Origin of the sequence: Antribacter soli, from assembly GCF_021568775.1 — a bacterium.
Classification (GTDB): Bacteria; Actinomycetota; Actinomycetes; order Actinomycetales; family Cellulomonadaceae; genus Antribacter; species Antribacter soli.
On the sequence record NZ_JAKGSG010000010.1, the window covers coordinates 34,064 to 51,097 of the forward strand.

Below are 17,034 nucleotides of genomic sequence, written 5' to 3' on the forward strand. Positions count from 1 at the left end.
CCGGTCATACCACCCACCTCACAGCGCCAGGTCCAGGTTCCCGGGCAGCGCGCCCGTCGCGATCCGGCCTTCCGGCGGCGACGACGCCACCGCCCGGTCCCGCCGCGGGATCCGGCCCGCCCGGGCGGCCTCGTACCCGGCCTCGACGGCGAGCCGCATCGCGCGCGCCATCCGCACCGGGTCCGCAGCCCGCGTCACCGCCGTGGCCAGCAGCACCGCGTCGCAGCCGAGCTCCATCGCGAGCGCCGCGTCCGAGGCCGTGCCGATCCCCGCGTCGAGGACCACGGGCACCCGTGCCGCGGTGGCGATCGCCTCGATGTTGCGCGGGTTGAGCACGCCCAGGCCCGACCCGATCGGTGCGCCGAGCGGCATGACCGCCGCGCAGCCGACGTCCTCCAGCCGCCGCGCGAGGATCGGGTCGTCGTTCGTGTAGGGGAGCACGACGAAGCCGTCGCGCACCAGCGTCTCCGCGGCTTCGACGAGCCCGAGGGGGTCGGGCAGGAGCGTGACGTCGTCGGCCACGACCTCCAGCTTGACCCAGTCCGTGCTGCAGGCCTCCCGCGCCAGCTGTGCCGTGAGCACGGCCTCGCGGGCCGTGAAGCACCCGGCGGTGTTGGGCAGCGCGCGGATCCCGAGGCGGTCGAGCAGACCCCACACGGAGGCCTCGCCCGCGGGCGCGCCGGGCCGGGGCCGCGCCACCCGTCGCATCGCGACCGTGGTCAGCGCCGTACCGGACGCGACCAGCGCCTCCTCCAGCGCCAGCAGGCTCGGCGCGCCGCCCGTGCCCATGACGAGCCGCGACCCGAGCGGGGTCCCGGCGACGACGAGCGGCTCGACGGCGGTCTCGACCGTCATGTCAGCCTCCTTGCACGGCGGTGACGACCTCGACCCGGTCGCCGGGCGCGACGTGCGTCGTCGCCCAGGACCCGCGCGGCACGACGGCGTCGTTCACGGCGACGGCGACGCCCTGCGGCGCGCCGTCGACCACGCAACCCGGGACGAGGCTCACGACCAGCTCGACAAGCGACAGGCCGTGCGCGGCGGCGCGTGGCTCGCCGTTGACGGTGGCGGCGGCGGGGGCGAGGGCGGCGGACGGGTGGTCGGTCATGGTCGGCTCCGGAGGGTGAGGTCGGGGGAGGAGGGATCGAACCGGCGCGGGTCGGCCACGCGCAGCGCGTCCGACGGCGGCGCGCCCGTGAGCAGCGCGACGACGGCCTCCGCGGTGACAGGCGCGAGCAGGATGCCGTTGCGGTGGTGACCGGTCGCGAGGAGGAGGCCGGGCACGCCCGTCGGCCCGACCAGCGGCAGGTTGTCGGGCGTGCCCGGCCGGGCACGCGACGTCTGGTCGACGACGGCGGCCTCGTCGAGCGCAGGCAGCAGGGCACGGGCGTCGCGCAGCAGGGCGAAGGTCCCGCCCGCGGTGGGACGACCGTCGTCGGGCCCTTCGTCGCTGGTGGCGCCGACGACGACCTCGCACGTCCCGTCCGGCCGCGGCGCTCGCGGCACCACGTACACCGGCCGGCCCTGCACGAGCCCGCGTACCACGTGCGCCGGCGCCCCGCCGGGGGCGGCATCCAGCCGCACCGTCTGGCCCCGCACCGGGCGGACGGGCACCGGGACGGGCAGGTCCGTGACGAGCTCGGGCGTGCGCCACCCGGCGGCGAGCACGACGGCGCCGCCGGGGTGCTCGGCCCCCGTGTCGTCGACGATGCCGGCGGCCCGGCCACCCTGGATCAGGACGCGGGTGGCGGTGCTGCGCACCACGACGGCCCGCGGCTCGGCCGCAAGCGCGGCGAGCAGCGCGGCGACCGTGGCCCGCGGGTCCGCCGAGCGGTCGGGCGCGATCCGGGCGGCGCCGGAGACGCGGGGGCCAAGCAGTGGCTCGGACCGCCGGGTGTCGGCGACGGTGAGCTCGACCGAGCCCAGCCCGTGGCCGTCGTGCAGCGCGACGAGGCGGCGCACCTCCGCGAGGTCGCCGACGTCGTACGCGACGAGGAGCGAACCGCCGTCGCGCAGCCCGGGTCCGGGCGACCTGGCCCCGGTGCCCGCCGCCAGGTCGGTGGCGAGGTCGGTCGCGAACGCGGGCCAGGCCGCCAGCCCGGCGAGACCGACCCGCGTGGCGTCCTCCTCCCCGAACCAGGCCTCGGCGGCCGGCGCCAGCATCCCGGCCGCGGCGTGGGTGGCGCCGCGGCCGGGGGTCGGGTCGAGGACCGTCACGGTCAGGCCCGCGCGGGCCGCCCGCCAGGCGACGGCCGCGCCGACGATGCCCGCGCCCACGACGACGACGTCCCTCCGGCCGCCCGTCACCGTGCCGCCTCCGGGTGGTTACGCTGACGCCCGTGACCGACACGCAGCCCGCCCCCGATCCGCGGACCCGCCTCGCCGACGCCCGTCTGTACCTGTGCACGGACGCGCGCGAGGAGCGCGGGGACCTGGAGGGCTTCCTGCACGCGGTGCTGGAGGGCGGGGTGGACGTGGTGCAGCTGCGCGACAAGACGCTGGACGTGGCCCGCGAGCTCGAGCTGCAGGGGCTCGTCGCGCGGGTCGCCACGGAGCACGGCGCGCTGTGGGCGGTCAACGACCGGGCCGACGTCGCCGCGCTGACCAGCGCCCCGGCGGTGCACATGGGTCAGCGCGACCTGCCGGTCGCCGGGGTGCGCACCCTGGTCGGGCGGCGGCCGGTGCTCGGCCGGTCCACCCACTCGCGCGAGCAGGCCGCGGCCGCCGAGGCGGACGCGGACGTCGACTACTTCTGCGTCGGACCGCTGTGGGCGACGCCGACGAAGCCGGGTCGCGACGCCGTCGGGCTCGATCTGCTGCGGGAAGTCGCCGCGACCGAGCCCGCCACGCCCTGGTTCGCGATCGGCGGCATCGACGCGGTGCGGCTGGACGAGGTGCTGGACGCCGGGGCTCGCCGGGTCGTCGTCGTGCGGGCCCTCACGCAGGCCGAGGACCCGCTCCGGGCGGCGGCCGAGCTGAGCGGCCGGGTCCGCGAGCGGGTCGGCTGACCGCCTCACCGTGCCGGGACCGTGGGGTCCGGCAGGTAGACGGTGCCCCCGAGCCGGACGAACTCCTCGGACTTGGCGGCCATGCCGTCGCGGGCGATGCGCTCCTGCTCCCCGGCGTCGCCGTAGGCGTCGCGGATGTCCTGCGAGATGCGCATGGAGCAGAACTTGGGGCCGCACATGGAGCAGAAGTGCGCCGTCTTGGCGGGCTCGGCGGGCAGGGTCTCGTCGTGGAACGCCTCAGCCGTGGCGGGGTCGAGCGACAGCGCGAACTGGTCGCGCCAGCGGAACTCGAAGCGGGCCTTGGACAGGGCGTCGTCCCGGTCGCGCGCGCCGGGGTGCCCCTTGGCGACGTCGGCGGCGTGCGCGGCGATCTTGTAGGTGATGACGCCGGTTTTCACGTCGTCGCGGTCGGGCAGCCCCAGGTGCTCCTTGGGCGTGACGTAGCAGAGCATCGCGGTGCCGTAGCGGGCGATCTCCGTGGCACCGATCGCCGAGGTGATGTGGTCGTAGCCGGGCGCGATGTCGGTGACGAGCGGGCCGAGCGTGTAGAACGGGGCGCCGTCGCACAGCTCCTGCTGCCGCTCGACATTCTCTCGCACGAGGTGGAACGGGACGTGGCCCGGACCCTCGACCATGACCTGCACGTCGTACTCCCACGCGCGGCGGGTCAGTTCCGCGAGGGTGTCGAGCTCGGCGAACTGGGCGGCGTCGTTGGCGTCGGCGAGGGAACCTGGGCGCAGGCCGTCACCCAGCGAGAACGCGACGTCGTACCGCGCGAAGATCTCGCAGAGCTCGTCGAAGTGCTCGTAGAGGAAGTTCTCGCGGTGGTGCCCCAGGCACCACCCGGCGATGATCGATCCGCCGCGGGACACGATCCCCGTGACGCGGTCCGCCGTGAGGGGGACGTGTCGGAGCAGCACGCCCGCGTGGATCGTCATGTAGTCCACGCCCTGCTCGCACTGCTCCACGACGGTGTCCCGGAAGACCTCCCAGGTCAGCGCCTGGTGGTCGCCGCCGACCTTCTCCAGGGCCTGGTAGATCGGCACGGTGCCGATCGGCACGGGGGAGTTTCGCAGGATCCACTCCCGCGTGGTGTGGATGTCGTCACCCGTGGACAGGTCCATCACGGTGTCGGCGCCCCACCGGGTGGCCCACTCCAGCTTGGCCACCTCCTCCCGGATCGAGGACGTGACCGCGGAGTTCCCGATGTTTGCGTTTACCTTCACGTGGAACGCGCGCCCGATGATCATCGGCTCCGACTCGGGGTGGTTCACGTTCACCGGGATGATGGCGCGTCCCGCGGCCACCTCCGAGCGGACGAGCTCGACGTCGCAGCCCTCGCGCAGCGCCACGAACCGCATCTCCGGCGTCACGACGCCCTGCCGGGCGTAGTACATCTGGGTGACCGTACGGCCCTCGCGGGCGCGCAGCGGCTCCCGCCGGGCGCCGGCCCACTCCTCGCTGGCGCCGCCGCGCCGCACGGCGGCACGGCCGTCGTCGTACAGGTCGCGGTCGCGGCCCGGATAGGTCTCCACGTCGCCGCGCCCCGCGATCCACTCGGCCCGCAGCGGCGGCAGGCCCGTGGTGGGGTCGCTGCCGGGACCTGCGGTGCGGTAGAGGGTCACGGGCTCGTTCGGGCCCGACGGCGAGTCGTCCAGGGAGACCCGCGTGACCGGGACGCGGATCCCGTGCTCGGCGTCGGCCAGGTGGTCGAGGCGGTGCGTGGGGTAGTTCTCGGCGCGGTGCGAGAGGGTTTCCTGCGGTGAGGTCTGGGCAGCGGACAGCGCGACCAACTCCTTCTTCCTTCGCCGGCATGACCCGGACAGGTTCAGACGGTGCTCAGGCGGCGTCAGCCCGATCTCAGCCCCTTGCCGTGGGGCGCCCGTGGGATTGGCCCAGAACCTACCCCATCCCGCGCAGATGGTGGAAGTGGTCCACCGGCCCCCGTCCGGAGCCGACGTCGAGTACGGCGCCTTGCTCGATGGCTCCTGCGAGCCACGCCTTCGCCCGGCTCAGCGCCTCCACCCAGGGCAGGCCGGTCGCGGCGAGGGTCGCCACGGCCGAGGACAAGGAGCAGCCGGTGCCGTGGGTGCTCGTCGAGTCCACCCTGCGGCCGGGCACCGTCCGGACCGGCGCCGCGTCGTCGGGCCGGACGATCGCGTCGGGGCTGTCCTCGCCGCCCAGGTGGCCGCCCTTGACCAGGACGGTGGCCCCGGTCCGGCCCGCGAGCCGGCGGGCCTGGCCGACGGCGGCGTCCCAGCCCTGCGCCTCCGTCTCGCCGACCAGGACCGCGAGCTCGGGGAGGTTGGGGGTGACCAGGTGGACGCGGGAGCACATCGCCCGCAGCGCGGCGGTCGAGGCGGTGTCGAACAGCCGCCCCCCGCCGGGGCCGGTCGTGCTGGTCGCGGCAAGGACCGGGTCGAGCACCACGACGGGCGGGCGTACGTCGTCGAGCCAGGCGGCGACGACCTCGACCAGGGGCGCGGAGTGCAGCATGCCGAGCTTGACCGCGTCGATCGTGACGTCGTCGCTCACCGCGCGCAGCTGCGCGGCGAGGAACTCCGGCGGCGGCACGTGCACTGCCCGCACCCCGCGCGTGTTCTGCGCGACGAGGGCCGTGACGACCGCCATCCCGTATCCGCCGTGCGCCGCGATCGACTTCAGGTCCGCCTGGATCCCGGCCCCGCCGGTGGGGTCGGTGCCCGCGACAGCGAGGACCCGTGGCACCCGCGAGCTGACGTCCTTGGCTTCGTCCATGGCGCCATCCTGCACGGGGTGCTCGCGGTGCTGCCCGGCTCGCTCACCGCGACGATCCACAGCGAGAAGACGTGGCCGTCCGGGTAGGTCCCGGAGTGTCTGCCGCACCGTGCTACGACCGTCGCCTTGTCGGAACTGTCACGAGGCGCTGTTCGCCGACAGGCTCATGCGTGCCCAAGGGGTCCAGTGGGAGGCGCGTGACCGGGGCCGCAACCGAAGCCCGATCTGGGCTCTCGTGGGGATGCCCGACGAGGTGCTCCAGGCCCGGGTCGTCCCGCAGTGCCTCGCCGGAGGCCGAGCTCGCCGAGCTCGCGGGTGAGCCCGGTGTCAGTCCGGGGCTGACCTGCAGGAACGGTGCGGGACCCCATGTAGGGTGCCGTATCGGGAACGGGTCGTGCCGTGCCGTGGAGAGGGGGGCGGGTGGAGAGGTCTCAGTCCGCGGGCAGCGTGCACTCCCCGTCGGTGGACACGAGCGCGCCGTCCACGTCGACGTCGGTCAGGCCCTTCGAGCGCAGGTCCAGCACCGCGCCCGACGGGTCCTGCGCGCTGAGCGACAGCCAGCCGCCCGTGCCGTCCCCCGCGACCGGGTCCGCGAAGCCGTGCCGCGCGAGCACGGGTGTCACCGCCTCGGTGACCTCGGCCCAGGTGGCCTCGTCGATCGTGACGTCCGCCCGCAGCCGCTCCGTCGAGAACGTGCAGTCCTTCACGGTGCCGGAGACCGACGCGGCGTACTCCGGGACCCACTCGGACGAGACGCCGGTGGCGGCGTCCACCGCCGCTGTGACATCCCGCAGCAGGCCCCCGTAGTGCGCTTCCGCCTCACCCACGCCGACCTGCGGCTCCAGGTGGGTCGGGCGCGGCAGCGGGGTGACGACCTGTCCCGGGTCCGGGCTCCCGGCACACGCGGTGAGCACGCTGGCGCACCCGAGCGCGAGGACGGCTGTGCGACGGCGGCGTGCGGGCTTCGGCACCGGTCTCTCCCCTTTTGACATCCAGACGAACCAACCCAAAAGTAGACCACGGGCGGCCCGGGGGGCGCCCGTCCGACCTGGAGGCGACATGAGCGAATTCTGGGGGGCTGACGTCCAGCAGCTCCGCGACCTGGCCAGGGTCCTCAGGACCGGCGGGGACGAGCTGACCGACATCACCAGCGCGGTCGAGCGCGCCGTGACCGACGTCGCCTGGACCGGCTTCGACCGAGAGTCCTTCCTCTCCGAGTGGACCACGAGCCACCGCCAGACGATGACCGCCGCCGCGACGGCCCTGCACGGCCTCTCCGACGTCATCGTTGCGAACGCCGACGCGCAGCAGAGCACCAGCGACGAGCTCGGCGGCGGCGGCGCGAGCGGGGACGGCCCGGGCGGCGGGGGCGGCGGGGGCTGGAACCCGAGCGGCGGCGGCGGCGAGCCGCAGAGCGGCCAGGGCGGGAACCCCGACGACAACGGCGAGCACACGACGATCCCCCCGGTGGACCTCGACGAGGACTCCTTCACGCCGGACAACATCTCCCAGGGCCAGATGGGTGACTGCGGCCTCCTCGCGAACCTCGCCGCCGTCGCGAAGGCGGACCCCGAGTTCCTCCAGGAGCACATCTCCTACGACGAGGAGTCGAACACCTACACCGTCACCCTGTACGAGGACGGCGAGCCCGTCGAGGTCGAGGTGGAGGGCAGCCTCATCGACGCCGCCGCGCACGAGGGTGACGGCACCACTCCGGGCTGGGTCAGCATCTACGAGAAGGCTGCCGCCCAGCACCGCGGCGGCTACGAACACATCCAGGGGCAGCCGCCCGAGGATCTGTACGAGATGATCACCGGCGAGAGCGCAGGCCGGTACGACACCGACGCGTTCTTCCCGTGGAACGAGCGCAGCGTCGACGAGATCCGCGACGACCTCGCCGACGGCAAGCCCGTCACCGCCTGGACCCCTGGAGACCTCGACGACCCCGACATCGTCGGCGGGCACGCGTACATGGTGGAGAGCGTCGACGAGGACGGCAACGTCCGGGTGATGAACCCCTGGGGCCCCAACGCCGGCGAGCCCCACTACGTCACGCTCACCGCCGAGGAGTTCAAGTCGAAGTTCAGCGAGGTCGCCGTCAGCGACAAGCCCGAGCACTGACGACCCCGCCCGCCCCGAGCACCGAGGAGCATCGCATGACCGAGAACACCCCCGACCAGGACGACCTGGTCATTCCCCTGGCCTCGCGCATCCAGGTCGGCACCACGACCGTCGGCGTCATGACCGCCGTGCGCCGGGACACCGGCCTCGTCGCCCGCCTCACGATCCAGGGCGCCGACGGCGAGGCGGCGAAGGTCGTCCTGTCGCCCGGCGAGGAGTTCAGCCTGTTCGCCGAGGGGCGTGCCCGCCTCGTAGACGTCCGCATCCCTGCCGAGGTGTCCAAGGCTCCGGGCGGCAACACGACGAACGCCCCGTCCGTCGTGATCCGCCGGCTGCCCGCCTGACGGACTCCGCCACCGGCGGGGGCCGCCGGGGGGCCGCGTCGGCGGGCCGCCGTCCGCCGCCCGGGCTGGCGTCGCGAGTCCGTGTCAGCTGACTGGCGTGACCGGTGCCAGCCAGGGCTTCACGGTGCAGGCGACCCGGTCGCGGACTCCGGGGTCGTCACCGATCTCGGCCAGCAGCCGCTGATGGATCTGTTCCATGGGTGCGACGTGGCGGCTGACCACGGCCTTGATCAGCTCGGACTTGGTGCCGAAGTGTGAGGCGCCCTTGGAGATGGCCAGCAGGAGCGCGATCAGGGCTGCGGAGAGTGCGATGGCGCCGGGCAGGTCGAACCGGCCGCCGGCCGGCGCCGCCTCGGCGGGCACCTTGGTCAGCACCAGGACGAACGCGACCGCACCGAGCACGGCCGACGTCCAGAACAGCACGTGCCGGTCGGTGGTCTGGGCCAGGAAGGCCGCCACGGGCAGGCCGATCGCGCCGCCGACGCCGAGCGAGGCGCTCATCACCGCGGTCGCCGAGCCGAGGTTCTCCGGCGGCAGCTCGCCGCGCATGTCTGTCCGACCCGTGGTTCGGTGACCTCGAGCTCCGTGCGCCAGTCCGTACGCCATCCAGTTCGGCGCTCTTCGAGGGCTGAGGCGCAGCACTCGCAGTTACGCGACACTTGTATGATAGTTAACATGTGTCTATGTTGGTGCCTATGGAGCTCGATCTGGCACCGGCCGCACCCGCCAGGGACCGCCGCGTGCGGCGGTCCCGTGCGGCGCTCACCCGGGCCGCCGTCGCGCTGGTGACCGAGCGGGGGACCGCCGCGATCCCGATCTCCGACATCGCCGCGGCCGCGGACGTGAGCCGGCAGCTCGTCTACCAGCACTTCGGCGATCGCGACGCCCTGCTGCTCGAGGCAGCGCTCGACCTGGTCAGGACCGAGCTGCTGCCGCGGCTCACGGAGGCCGAGTCGCTGGACGGGCGGAGCGGGGCGCTGGTGGTGACCCGGTACTTCGCGGAGCATCGCGTCTTCTACCGGGCGATGCTGAACAGCTCCAGCGCCTTCGCCCTGAACAAGGCCCTCGGCGGCCTGTTCGTCCCGGTCAACCGGCGTGCGATCGAGAGGCACTTCGCCCGAGATCTCGACCCGCAGCGGGCCGAGGACCTGGCGGTGTTCATGACCGGGGGCGGGGCCAACGTGATCAACGAATGGCTGATCGGAGCGGACGACCCGCTCGACCCCGAGGACCTCGCCGACCGGATCGTCGCCCTGGTCGACCTCTTTGCTACCGCGCTGCCCCAGATCGCCACTTCCACCAAGGAGAACGACCGATGAGCCTGGTAAGCCACGTCCTGCAGCGCCAGCTGCAGCTTCCCGCGCCTCGGACGCGGCGGGTCGCCGTCGACCGTGACCTGCGGGTTCCGATGCGCGACGGTGTCGAGCTGCTGGCCGACCGCTGGGCGCCGAAGGTCGGCGCGGACAGGCTGCCGACCGCGCTCGTCCGCAGCCCGTACGGCCGCGCCGGCGTCTTCGGCCTGCTCATGGCCCGGACGCTCGCGGAGCGCGGATACCAGGTGCTGATCCAGAGCGTCCGCGGGGGCTTCGGCTCCGGCGGCGTCCTGGACCCGATGCGCCAGGAGCGCGAGGACGGCCTGGACACGCTGGACTGGGTGGTCAAGCAGCCGTGGTTCGGCGACTCGATGGTGCTGGTCGGCATGAGCTACCTGGGCTACGTGCAGTGGGCCGTCGCCGACAGCCTGCCGCCCGAGGTCAAGGCCATGATCCCGGTGGTCACCGAGTCGGCGCTGACCAGGGAGTTCATGCGTGCCGACGGCCGGTCGCTGGAGCTGCCCTTCGAATGGGGCGCCATGGTCGCCACCCAGGAGCGGCCGCTGTCGATGTTCCGGAGAAATGCTCAGGCCAAGAAGACCGAGCGCGCGATGCGCGTGCTGCCGCTCCAGGACGCCGACCTCGATGCCATCGGCAGCCGATCGCAGTACATCCAGGACGTCCTGGCGTACGACGCCGACGACCCGCACTGGGACCGCCTCGACCACCGCCACCGGGTCGCCGCGACGAGTGTCCCGGTCAGCTCCGTCACCGGCTGGTACGACATCTTCCTGCCGGGTCAGCTCCGGGACTTCAGGGTGCTGCAAGACGCCGGCAAGGCCGCCCGGCTCACGGTCGGGCCCTGGACGCACGCGGAACCCATGGGTTCGGTCGTGACCGAGGCGATCGACTTCGGCCTGGCCCACGCGCGCGGCGAGGAGCCGCCGGAGCGCGCGCCGGTGCGGCTGTTCGTGATGGGCCAGGACGAGTGGCGCGACTTCGAGAGCTGGCCGCCAAAGGGCTACGAGCCGCAGCGGCTCCACCTCCAGGCCGACGGCGCGCTGTCCGTCGGCATGCCGGACGAGTCGGAGCCAGACACCTACCGGTACGACCCCGCCGATCCGACCCCCGCCGCCGGAGGTATCAGCATCAGCCACGGCGGACGTGTCGAGAACGGGACCCTGGAGGCACGGCCGGACGTCCTCACCTACACCACCGCTGTACTCGAGGACGACGTCGAAGTCGTCGGCGAGGTGAGCGCCGAGGTCTGGTTTCGGTCGAGCCTGGCCCACGCCGACGTGTTCGTGCGGCTCTGCGACGTCGACGAACAGGGCCGCTCGCACAACGTCTGCGACGGGCTGACGAGCCTGGCGTCCGCCGAGGAGCTCACGCGGGCGGAGGTGGGGCTCTGGCCCACGGCGTACCGGTTCAAGAGTGGCCACCGCATCCGCGTCCAGGTCTCCAGCGGCGCCTTCCCCCGGTACGCCCGTAACTCCGGCACAGGCGAGCCGATCGCTACCGCGACGACGCTCCGGGCCGCCGACCAGGCGGTATACCACGACCCCGAACACCCGTCAGCGCTGTTCCTGCCGGTTCGCTCGCTTCCCTGACGGCGACCACCGCGCCGTCGGTCGGTGCGTGCCCTCCGCGTCGCGCCGGTCGAGCGTGACGATGCCGATCGTCGCCCCCTCGAGATCGACCACGAAAAGGCCAGGCCGCCGCGGGGGCACCTTCCGGCATCGCGCGCTCGAGCTCCTCACGCGGCCGAGGGCCACCGATGTAGGTGCCCACCTCTGGCGAGGCGAACAGCTCGATGAGCGCAGCCCGGTCCCAGGCCTCGGGCTCACGGAGCACGAGCCGCTCGGTCCTGATCGGGGCAGGCGGCCACGCGACGGGTCCCACGTCTGCCATGGGCGCAGGCTAACCGAGTGTCAAACCACCGAGCGGGAGGTTGCGGTGCCGGCCTGGTGGCGTTCTTCGCCTGATGTCGTGGCGGCGCCGGTGGCTGGTTCGCTTGGTGTGGAGAGGATCTCGCGGGCCTGCTCCGCGGCACGGGCGATACTCTCGCCGACGAAGTCCAAGAAGCGGGCCATGCTCTCGAGCCGGGTGCCGGCCGGGGTGTCGCCGCCGAGGAGCCGAACGCCCTGGCGTGCGGTCTCGGCGATCTGGGCGTTGGACCGGGCGGCGGCGGCCATCGACTGGTACCAGACCTCGCCGTCGGCGACGTAGCGCTCGCGCCGACCCTCGCCGCGCTCCCGGCTGACGAGACCGTGGGTCTCGAGCACCGTGATCGCCTTGGAGATCGAGGCCGGGCTGACCTGGAGGCGTTGGACGAGCTCGGCAGCGGTGAGGCTGCCCGCATCGGAGATGTAGAGACAGGTCAGCACCCCGGCGGCGATGCGTGGCACGCCCTGCTGCATGAACAGTGCGGTGAAGGTCTCCTCGAACTCGCGGACGGCCTCGGCGTCGGCGTGGGCCTGCGCGGGCGGTGAGCCGCCCGCGGGCACCGCTTGACGGCGTCGGCGGGTACGGCGTTCGGTGGCGTGCTGGGCCAGGTCGGCGCGGTAGGCGCCCGGGCCACCGTTGCGCATCACCTCGCGCGTGACCGTCGACGTGGGACGGTCCAGGCGACGGGCGATCTGCGCGTAGGCGAGGTCGTCGGCCAGACCCAGTGCGATCTGCTGGCGCTCCTGCTTGGTGAGCCTGCCTCCCGGCATCGCGATTCCCCTTCCGTGCGTCCTGACGTGCCCACGGTAGCGTTCAGCGCCCGACGTTGCAACGCGATCCGCCATCGACGTTGCGTTGAGCGCACGTCCGTTGCAACACTTTATGCGCCCTGACCTGGCCGAATGCTGCGTCAGCGCAATCTTGGTGTTGCCTACCTCGTGAACGCTACGTAGCGTTTCCCAAGTCAGAAAACGTCAGCAAGACCGAGCGCCCAGGAGCTGAGCACGATGCACACGTTCAACACCCACACCCCGATCCGCGCCGTCGTCGACGTCCCGGGAGGGCAGGTCCGGTTCATCGCCGCGGACCGCACCGATGCCACGATCGAGATCCGGCCCGCCGACGCCGCGAAGGGCCGCGACGTGAAGGCGGCGGAGCGGACCACGGTCGAGTTCCGCGAGGGAACGCTGCAGGTCGCGACGCCGACGAAGCACGAGGCCTTCGGCCCCTCCGGGTCCGTCGAGGTCACGGTCCAGCTGCCCGTGGGGTCCAGCGTCGAGGTCACGGGCGTCGCCGAGCTCCGGGGCGTCGGCCGGTTCGGCGACGTCGTCGCCAACAGCTCGTACGGCGCGATCAAGCTCGACGAGGCCACGAGCGTCCGGCTCACCACCCAGGCCGGGGACGTCTCGGTCGGACGCCTCACCGGCCCCGCCGAGATCAGCACGGCGAAGGGCGATATCCGCATCGCCGAGGCCGTGCGCGGCACGCTCGTGCTGAGCACCCAGATGGGCAACGTGGCGGTCGACGCCGGCGCCGGGGTGTCCGCATCCCTGGACGCAGGCACGGGCTACGGCCGGATCACCAACGCCCTCAAGAACGACGGCACCACCGAGCTCGAGATCCGCGCCACCACCTCGCACGGCGACATCACCGCCAGGAGCCTCTGACCACCGCCTTGCCACCAGCACGCCCAGGGAAAAGGAGAACCCCCATGACAACCGACCAGGCCCTCGAACCCGCGATCCGGGTGCGGGGCATCGAGAAGTCGTTCAAGGACCTGCACGTGCTGCGGGGCGTCGACTTCGACGTGCAGGCCGGGAGCATCTTCGCGCTGCTCGGCTCGAACGGCGCGGGCAAGACCACGCTCGTGCGGATCCTGTCGACGCTGCTGAAGGCCGACGCGGGCACCGCCACGGTCCACGGCTTCGACGTGGCCGCGAAGCCGGGGGACGTGCGCGAGTCGATCAGCCTGACCGGCCAGTTCGCCGCGGTCGACGAGGTGCTCTCTGGCCGGGAGAACCTCGTGCTCGTCGCGAAGCTGCGTCACCTCAAGGACCCGGGCGCGATCGCCGACGACCTGCTCACCCGCTTCTCGCTCACCGACGCGGGGGACCGCAAGGCATCGACGTACTCGGGCGGCATGCGACGCCGGCTCGACATCGCGATGAGCCTGATCGGCAACCCGCGGATCATCTTCCTCGACGAGCCCACCACCGGACTGGACCCACAAGCCCGGATCGAGGTGTGGCAGACCGTCAAGGAGCTCGCCCAGGGCGGCACGACCGTGCTGCTCACCACCCAGTACCTCGACGAGGCCGAGCAGCTCGCCGACCGGATCGCGATCCTGCACCAGGGCACGATCATCCAGAACGGCACCCTGGCCGAGCTCAAGCAGCTCCTCCCGCCGGCCAAGGTCGAGTACGTCGAGAAGCAGCCCTCGCTCGAGGACGTCTTCCTCACCCTCGTCGGTGACACCGTCGAGCCCGACACCGCCGGCCGCACCGACGACACCCTCCCGGCAGGAAAGGAATCCCGATGACCACGCACGTCCTCGCCGACACCGGCGTCCTCACCGGCCGCTCGTTGCGGCACATCCTGCGCAGCCCCGACACGATCATCACCACCGCAGTCACCCCGATCGCGCTGATGCTTCTGTTCGTGTACGTCCTCGGCGGCGCGATCAGAACGGGAACCGACGAGTCGTACATCAACTACATGCTCCCCGGCATCCTGCTCATCACGGTCGCGTCGGGCGTCGCGTACACCGCCTACCGGCTCTTCCTCGACCTGCAGGGCGGCATCTTCGAACGCTTCCAGTCCATGCCGATCGCACGATCGAGTGTCCTGTGGGCGCACGTGCTCACCTCCCTGGTCGCGAACCTCGTCTCGGTCGCGATCGTCATCGGCGTCGCGTTCCTGATGGGGTTCCGCACCGGAGCATCCGTGGGCGCCTGGCTCGCCGTCGTCGGCATCCTGGTCCTGTTCACCCTGGCACTGACCTGGCTCGCCGTCATCGCGGGGCTCTCGGCGAAGACCGTCGACGGTGCGAGCGCGTTCAGCTACCCCCTGATCTTCCTGCCGTTCATCAGCTCGGCGTTCGCGCCCACCGACTCGATGCCCGGCCCGGTCGCGTGGTTCGCCGAGAACCAGCCCGTGACCTCGATCGTGAACAGCATCCGAGACCTGTTCGCCCAGGAACCCGTCGGCGCTGACATCTGGATCGCCCTCGCGTGGCTCGCCGCCATCCTCGTCCTCGCCTACGCCTTCGCCATCGCCGCCTACCGTCGCAAGATCAGCTGAGCCGCAGCACCTCCCACACGGCGCGGCGACCGCGCCGCACGACGCCGCCCGCTCCCCAGCACCGGGGAGCGGGCGTCGTCGCGATCACGCCAGGTCGCAAGGTTGCGATTTGCTCTCGGCAACCCTTGCTCTCAACAATTCACCTGCCGTTGGAAGCATTCACTGCCGATTTTATGCATTCAAGCGAATTGTTTCACCCCGCGCAACTAGTGACGACGCTTTGCGCCGGCTGCGACCGTCGAGGTGAGAGCCGGGTTTTCCCCCCCCCAGCAGGCAACGACACGTTACCGATCGCCCGGCTTTCTTCCGACAGGGAGATTCCATGCGACACCCCGGGATCGGCCGCGCCCAGAAACGCCGCCGAGAGACGACGAATTGGGGCGGGCGGCTGCTGTCCGCGGGTTTGGCAGCGGCCATTGCCGCTGCGACGGGCGGTCTGACGATCAGCGCCGCGGTGGGCACCGCTCACGGGTCCCAGCCCGTCGCGAACCAGCGGATCACGGTCGCCGCGGAGGCGCCGATCACGGGCGTGGGCAGCACCACCGACCCGATCACCATGGATGCGGGCTTCGGTGAGCCGCAGCACGAGGACGGGGCGATCTACCGCTACCCGAACCTGCTGGACTTCGGGCCGGTGAACGAGCCGCCGCCGGTTGTGACGACCAAGTCCTCGCGCAACCTGGACCTGATCGCGCACTGGTACAACGACTTCGGCCTGGACAAGCAGGCCCTGGCCGCCAACCAGGCCGCCGGGGCGTACGCCTGGTACGACTGGCGGTGGAACTTCCCCACGAACACCGGCGACGGCCAGACCTCGTACGGGTACGACCCTCAGCGCCATCCCCTGCAGGGCTTCTACAAGGGCGACGACCCGCGGGTGCTGGGCTGGCAGTGCAAGTGGCTGGCCGAGGCCGGGATCAACGCCGTCTCGCTTGTGCAGTCCGACGGGTTCAAGCGGGCAAACGGTGCCGGCGTGGACTGGTCCAACCCCGCCAGCGGCGCGTACTGGATCTACCGGCTGTTCAACCAGACGCCCAACTTCCAGGCGCTGCGCTGGGTGGGGTGGCTGGACTCCAACGGCACCCCCGAGCAGCTGGCCGCCCAGGTCGACGAGCTGGTCTGGTTGTGGCAGAACTACCCCAACGGGTACACCCATACCGAGAACGGGCGCACGTACGCGGTGCTGTACCTGTGGGACGGGGAGATGCTGCGCGGCGCGCTGGACAACTACAACGGCGCCACCAAGACTCTGGCCCACCTGCGCACGGTGGCGGGCAAGTTTCAGGCCCTGGGGTACGACGGGGTGATGGTCATGGCCCGCAACGCGGGCGTGGTCAACACCAACTACGACGCCTACGGCCTGTACGACGACGGGGTCCTTTACGGGTACGCCAACTACTCCGAGATGTACTCCCCGCCCGCCGGCGCGTCGTACAACAACGACTACTCCCAGTACGCGGCCAAGGTCCAGTTCCCTGTCGACACCGCGGGCAAGGGTCGGCGCGTGATCGGCGTGCAGACCGCGCACGAGACGGTCCACCCCCACCCGTCGAACTTCTCGATCGCCAACTCCACCCCCGCCGCGTTCGGACTGGCGCTGCGCCGCGCCGCCGACCACGTCGTCGAGCACGACCTGCGCCGCATCATCACGATCGGCAACGTCTCGGAGTGGGCCGAGCAGGGCCCGGGTCTGCTGCCGACGGTGGCCGACGGCTTCGGCTACCTCGAACAGGTGCGGTCCCTGCCCTCCTACGACGCGCCCGGGCGGTCGACCGTCTCGGTCACGCCGCACGTGCAGAACCTGGGCTGGATGACCCCGGTATCCGGGGGGATGACCGCCGGGACCGAGGGACGGGCACTGCGTCTGGAGGCACTGCGCCTCGGGCTGAACAACACCGAGCTCCCTGGCGGGATCGAGGCGTCCGGGCACGTGCAGAACGCTGGTTGGCTGCCGTATGTCCCGGGCGGCGGGCTGGTCGGGACGGAGGGCCGGAGCCTCCGGATGGAGGCCCTCCGGATCAGGCTGACGGGCGATGCGGCGACCGCGTACGACGTCTACTACCGGGTGCACGTGCAGAACCTCGGTTGGCTGGGCTGGGCGATCAACGGCAAGCCTGCCGGGACTGCCGGTTACGGCTACCGGGCGGAGGCGGTGCAGGTCTCTCTCGTCGTCAGGGGAGACCCCCACCCGCCGACGACGAGCCCGGCCTACTTCGCGCGCTGACCGCGGACTGCCGGGTGGGG

The 17,034-nt window shown here is 72.2% G+C and carries 17 protein-coding genes; 9 read left to right on the forward strand and 8 right to left on the reverse strand.

The window, feature by feature from the left end; genetic code table 11:
• Positions 1-18: 18 nt before the first annotated feature.
• From L1785_RS02695 to thiO, 3 genes are read right to left on the reverse strand one after another with little or no spacing between them, the layout of a single operon-like run.
• Positions 19-855 (reverse strand): thiazole synthase, encoded by an 837-nt coding sequence (locus tag L1785_RS02695; RefSeq protein WP_236087591.1) that lies wholly within the window; start codon positions 853-855, stop codon positions 19-21.
• A 1-nt stretch (position 856) separates the two neighbouring features.
• The gene (gene thiS / locus L1785_RS02700) at positions 857-1,108 is read right to left on the reverse strand and encodes a sulfur carrier protein ThiS (RefSeq protein WP_236087592.1); all 252 of its coding nucleotides are present in this window, start codon (positions 1,106-1,108) and stop codon (positions 857-859) included.
• A complete protein-coding gene (gene thiO, locus L1785_RS02705; RefSeq protein ID WP_236087593.1) occupies positions 1,105-2,307 on the reverse strand; it encodes a glycine oxidase ThiO in 1,203 nt (400 codons plus the stop codon). Before thiO ends, thiS begins: the two co-directional genes overlap by 4 nt.
• A gap of 32 nt (positions 2,308-2,339) precedes the next feature.
• Here thiO and thiE point away from each other — a divergent pair, with 32 nt between their 5' ends.
• On the forward strand, positions 2,340-3,008 hold the full coding sequence (gene thiE / locus L1785_RS02710; protein ID WP_236087594.1) for a thiamine phosphate synthase: 669 nt from the start codon (positions 2,340-2,342) through the stop codon (positions 3,006-3,008).
• A 5-nt stretch (positions 3,009-3,013) separates the two neighbouring features.
• Here the strand turns inward: thiE and thiC are convergent, their stop codons facing one another.
• The 3 genes from thiC to L1785_RS02725 all read right to left on the reverse strand — a co-directional run bounded on the left by thiC (position 3,014) and on the right by L1785_RS02725 (position 6,736).
• Positions 3,014-4,792 (reverse strand): phosphomethylpyrimidine synthase ThiC, encoded by a 1,779-nt coding sequence (thiC, locus tag L1785_RS02715; RefSeq protein ID WP_268914764.1) that lies wholly within the window; start codon positions 4,790-4,792, stop codon positions 3,014-3,016.
• 118 nt (positions 4,793-4,910) lie between these two features.
• Positions 4,911-5,765: a bifunctional hydroxymethylpyrimidine kinase/phosphomethylpyrimidine kinase gene (gene thiD, locus L1785_RS02720; RefSeq protein WP_236087595.1), complete on the reverse strand. Its 855-nt coding sequence runs from the start codon at positions 5,763-5,765 to the stop codon at positions 4,911-4,913.
• 431 nt (positions 5,766-6,196) lie between these two features.
• Positions 6,197-6,736, reverse strand: coding sequence for a hypothetical protein (locus L1785_RS02725; RefSeq protein ID WP_236087596.1), 540 nt, complete (start codon positions 6,734-6,736; stop codon positions 6,197-6,199).
• 88 nt (positions 6,737-6,824) lie between these two features.
• Between L1785_RS02725 and L1785_RS02730 the strand changes: the two genes are divergently transcribed.
• Positions 6,825-7,886, forward strand: a complete 1,062-nt coding sequence (locus L1785_RS02730) for a C2 family cysteine protease (protein WP_236087597.1) — start codon at positions 6,825-6,827, stop codon at positions 7,884-7,886.
• Between the two features lie 35 nt (positions 7,887-7,921).
• On the forward strand, positions 7,922-8,230 hold the full coding sequence (locus L1785_RS02735) for a hypothetical protein (RefSeq protein ID WP_236087598.1): 309 nt from the start codon (positions 7,922-7,924) through the stop codon (positions 8,228-8,230).
• Between the two features lie 84 nt (positions 8,231-8,314).
• On the opposite strand, the gene L1785_RS02740 is transcribed toward L1785_RS02735, so the two are convergent.
• Entirely contained in the window at positions 8,315-8,779 is a 465-nt protein-coding gene (locus L1785_RS02740) for an MFS transporter (protein WP_236087599.1), read from the reverse strand.
• A 146-nt stretch (positions 8,780-8,925) separates the two neighbouring features.
• On the opposite strand from L1785_RS02740, the gene L1785_RS02745 reads away from it, so the two are divergent.
• Positions 8,926-9,549 carry a TetR/AcrR family transcriptional regulator gene (locus L1785_RS02745; RefSeq protein ID WP_236087600.1) on the forward strand — a complete coding sequence of 208 codons (624 nt, stop codon included), beginning with the start codon at positions 8,926-8,928 and terminating at the stop codon, positions 9,547-9,549.
• Positions 9,546-11,153, forward strand: coding sequence for a CocE/NonD family hydrolase (locus tag L1785_RS02750; protein ID WP_236087601.1), 1,608 nt, complete (start codon positions 9,546-9,548; stop codon positions 11,151-11,153). Before L1785_RS02745 ends, L1785_RS02750 begins: the two co-directional genes overlap by 4 nt.
• A gap of 321 nt (positions 11,154-11,474) precedes the next feature.
• Here the strand turns inward: L1785_RS02750 and L1785_RS02755 are convergent, their stop codons facing one another.
• Positions 11,475-12,260, reverse strand: coding sequence for a GbsR/MarR family transcriptional regulator (locus tag L1785_RS02755; protein WP_236087602.1), 786 nt, complete (start codon positions 12,258-12,260; stop codon positions 11,475-11,477).
• 237 nt (positions 12,261-12,497) lie between these two features.
• On the opposite strand from L1785_RS02755, the gene L1785_RS02760 reads away from it, so the two are divergent.
• The 4 genes from L1785_RS02760 to L1785_RS02775 all read left to right on the forward strand — a co-directional run bounded on the left by L1785_RS02760 (position 12,498) and on the right by L1785_RS02775 (position 17,014).
• Positions 12,498-13,157 carry a DUF4097 family beta strand repeat-containing protein gene (locus L1785_RS02760; RefSeq protein ID WP_236087603.1) on the forward strand — a complete coding sequence of 220 codons (660 nt, stop codon included), beginning with the start codon at positions 12,498-12,500 and terminating at the stop codon, positions 13,155-13,157.
• Positions 13,158-13,201: 44 nt separating this feature from the next.
• Complete coding sequence (locus L1785_RS02765; protein WP_236087604.1) at positions 13,202-14,029, forward strand: ABC transporter ATP-binding protein; 828 nt, start codon at positions 13,202-13,204, stop codon at positions 14,027-14,029.
• Positions 14,026-14,790 carry an ABC transporter permease gene (locus L1785_RS02770; protein ID WP_236087605.1) on the forward strand — a complete coding sequence of 255 codons (765 nt, stop codon included), beginning with the start codon at positions 14,026-14,028 and terminating at the stop codon, positions 14,788-14,790. Before L1785_RS02765 ends, L1785_RS02770 begins: the two co-directional genes overlap by 4 nt.
• Before the next feature lie 403 nt (positions 14,791-15,193).
• Positions 15,194-17,014, forward strand: a complete 1,821-nt coding sequence (locus tag L1785_RS02775) for a hypothetical protein (RefSeq protein ID WP_236087606.1) — start codon at positions 15,194-15,196, stop codon at positions 17,012-17,014.
• Positions 17,015-17,034 lie beyond the last annotated feature (20 nt).

Coding starts and splice junctions, on each gene's coding strand:
- L1785_RS02695 (WP_236087591.1), bottom strand. CDS start 855: ATGACGGTCGAGACCGCCGTCGAGCCGCTCGTCGTCGCCGGGACCCCG.
- thiS (WP_236087592.1), bottom strand. CDS start 1,108: ATGACCGACCACCCGTCCGCCGCCCTCGCCCCCGCCGCCGCCACCGTC.
- thiD (WP_236087595.1), bottom strand. CDS start 5,765: ATGGACGAAGCCAAGGACGTCAGCTCGCGGGTGCCACGGGTCCTCGCT.
- L1785_RS02730 (WP_236087597.1), top strand. CDS start 6,825: ATGAGCGAATTCTGGGGGGCTGACGTCCAGCAGCTCCGCGACCTGGCC.
- L1785_RS02735 (WP_236087598.1), top strand. CDS start 7,922: ATGACCGAGAACACCCCCGACCAGGACGACCTGGTCATTCCCCTGGCC.
- L1785_RS02740 (WP_236087599.1), bottom strand. CDS start 8,779: ATGCGCGGCGAGCTGCCGCCGGAGAACCTCGGCTCGGCGACCGCGGTG.
- L1785_RS02745 (WP_236087600.1), top strand. CDS start 8,926: ATGGAGCTCGATCTGGCACCGGCCGCACCCGCCAGGGACCGCCGCGTG.
- L1785_RS02750 (WP_236087601.1), top strand. CDS start 9,546: ATGAGCCTGGTAAGCCACGTCCTGCAGCGCCAGCTGCAGCTTCCCGCG.
- L1785_RS02755 (WP_236087602.1), bottom strand. CDS start 12,260: ATGCCGGGAGGCAGGCTCACCAAGCAGGAGCGCCAGCAGATCGCACTG.
- L1785_RS02760 (WP_236087603.1), top strand. CDS start 12,498: ATGCACACGTTCAACACCCACACCCCGATCCGCGCCGTCGTCGACGTC.
- L1785_RS02765 (WP_236087604.1), top strand. CDS start 13,202: ATGACAACCGACCAGGCCCTCGAACCCGCGATCCGGGTGCGGGGCATC.
- L1785_RS02770 (WP_236087605.1), top strand. CDS start 14,026: ATGACCACGCACGTCCTCGCCGACACCGGCGTCCTCACCGGCCGCTCG.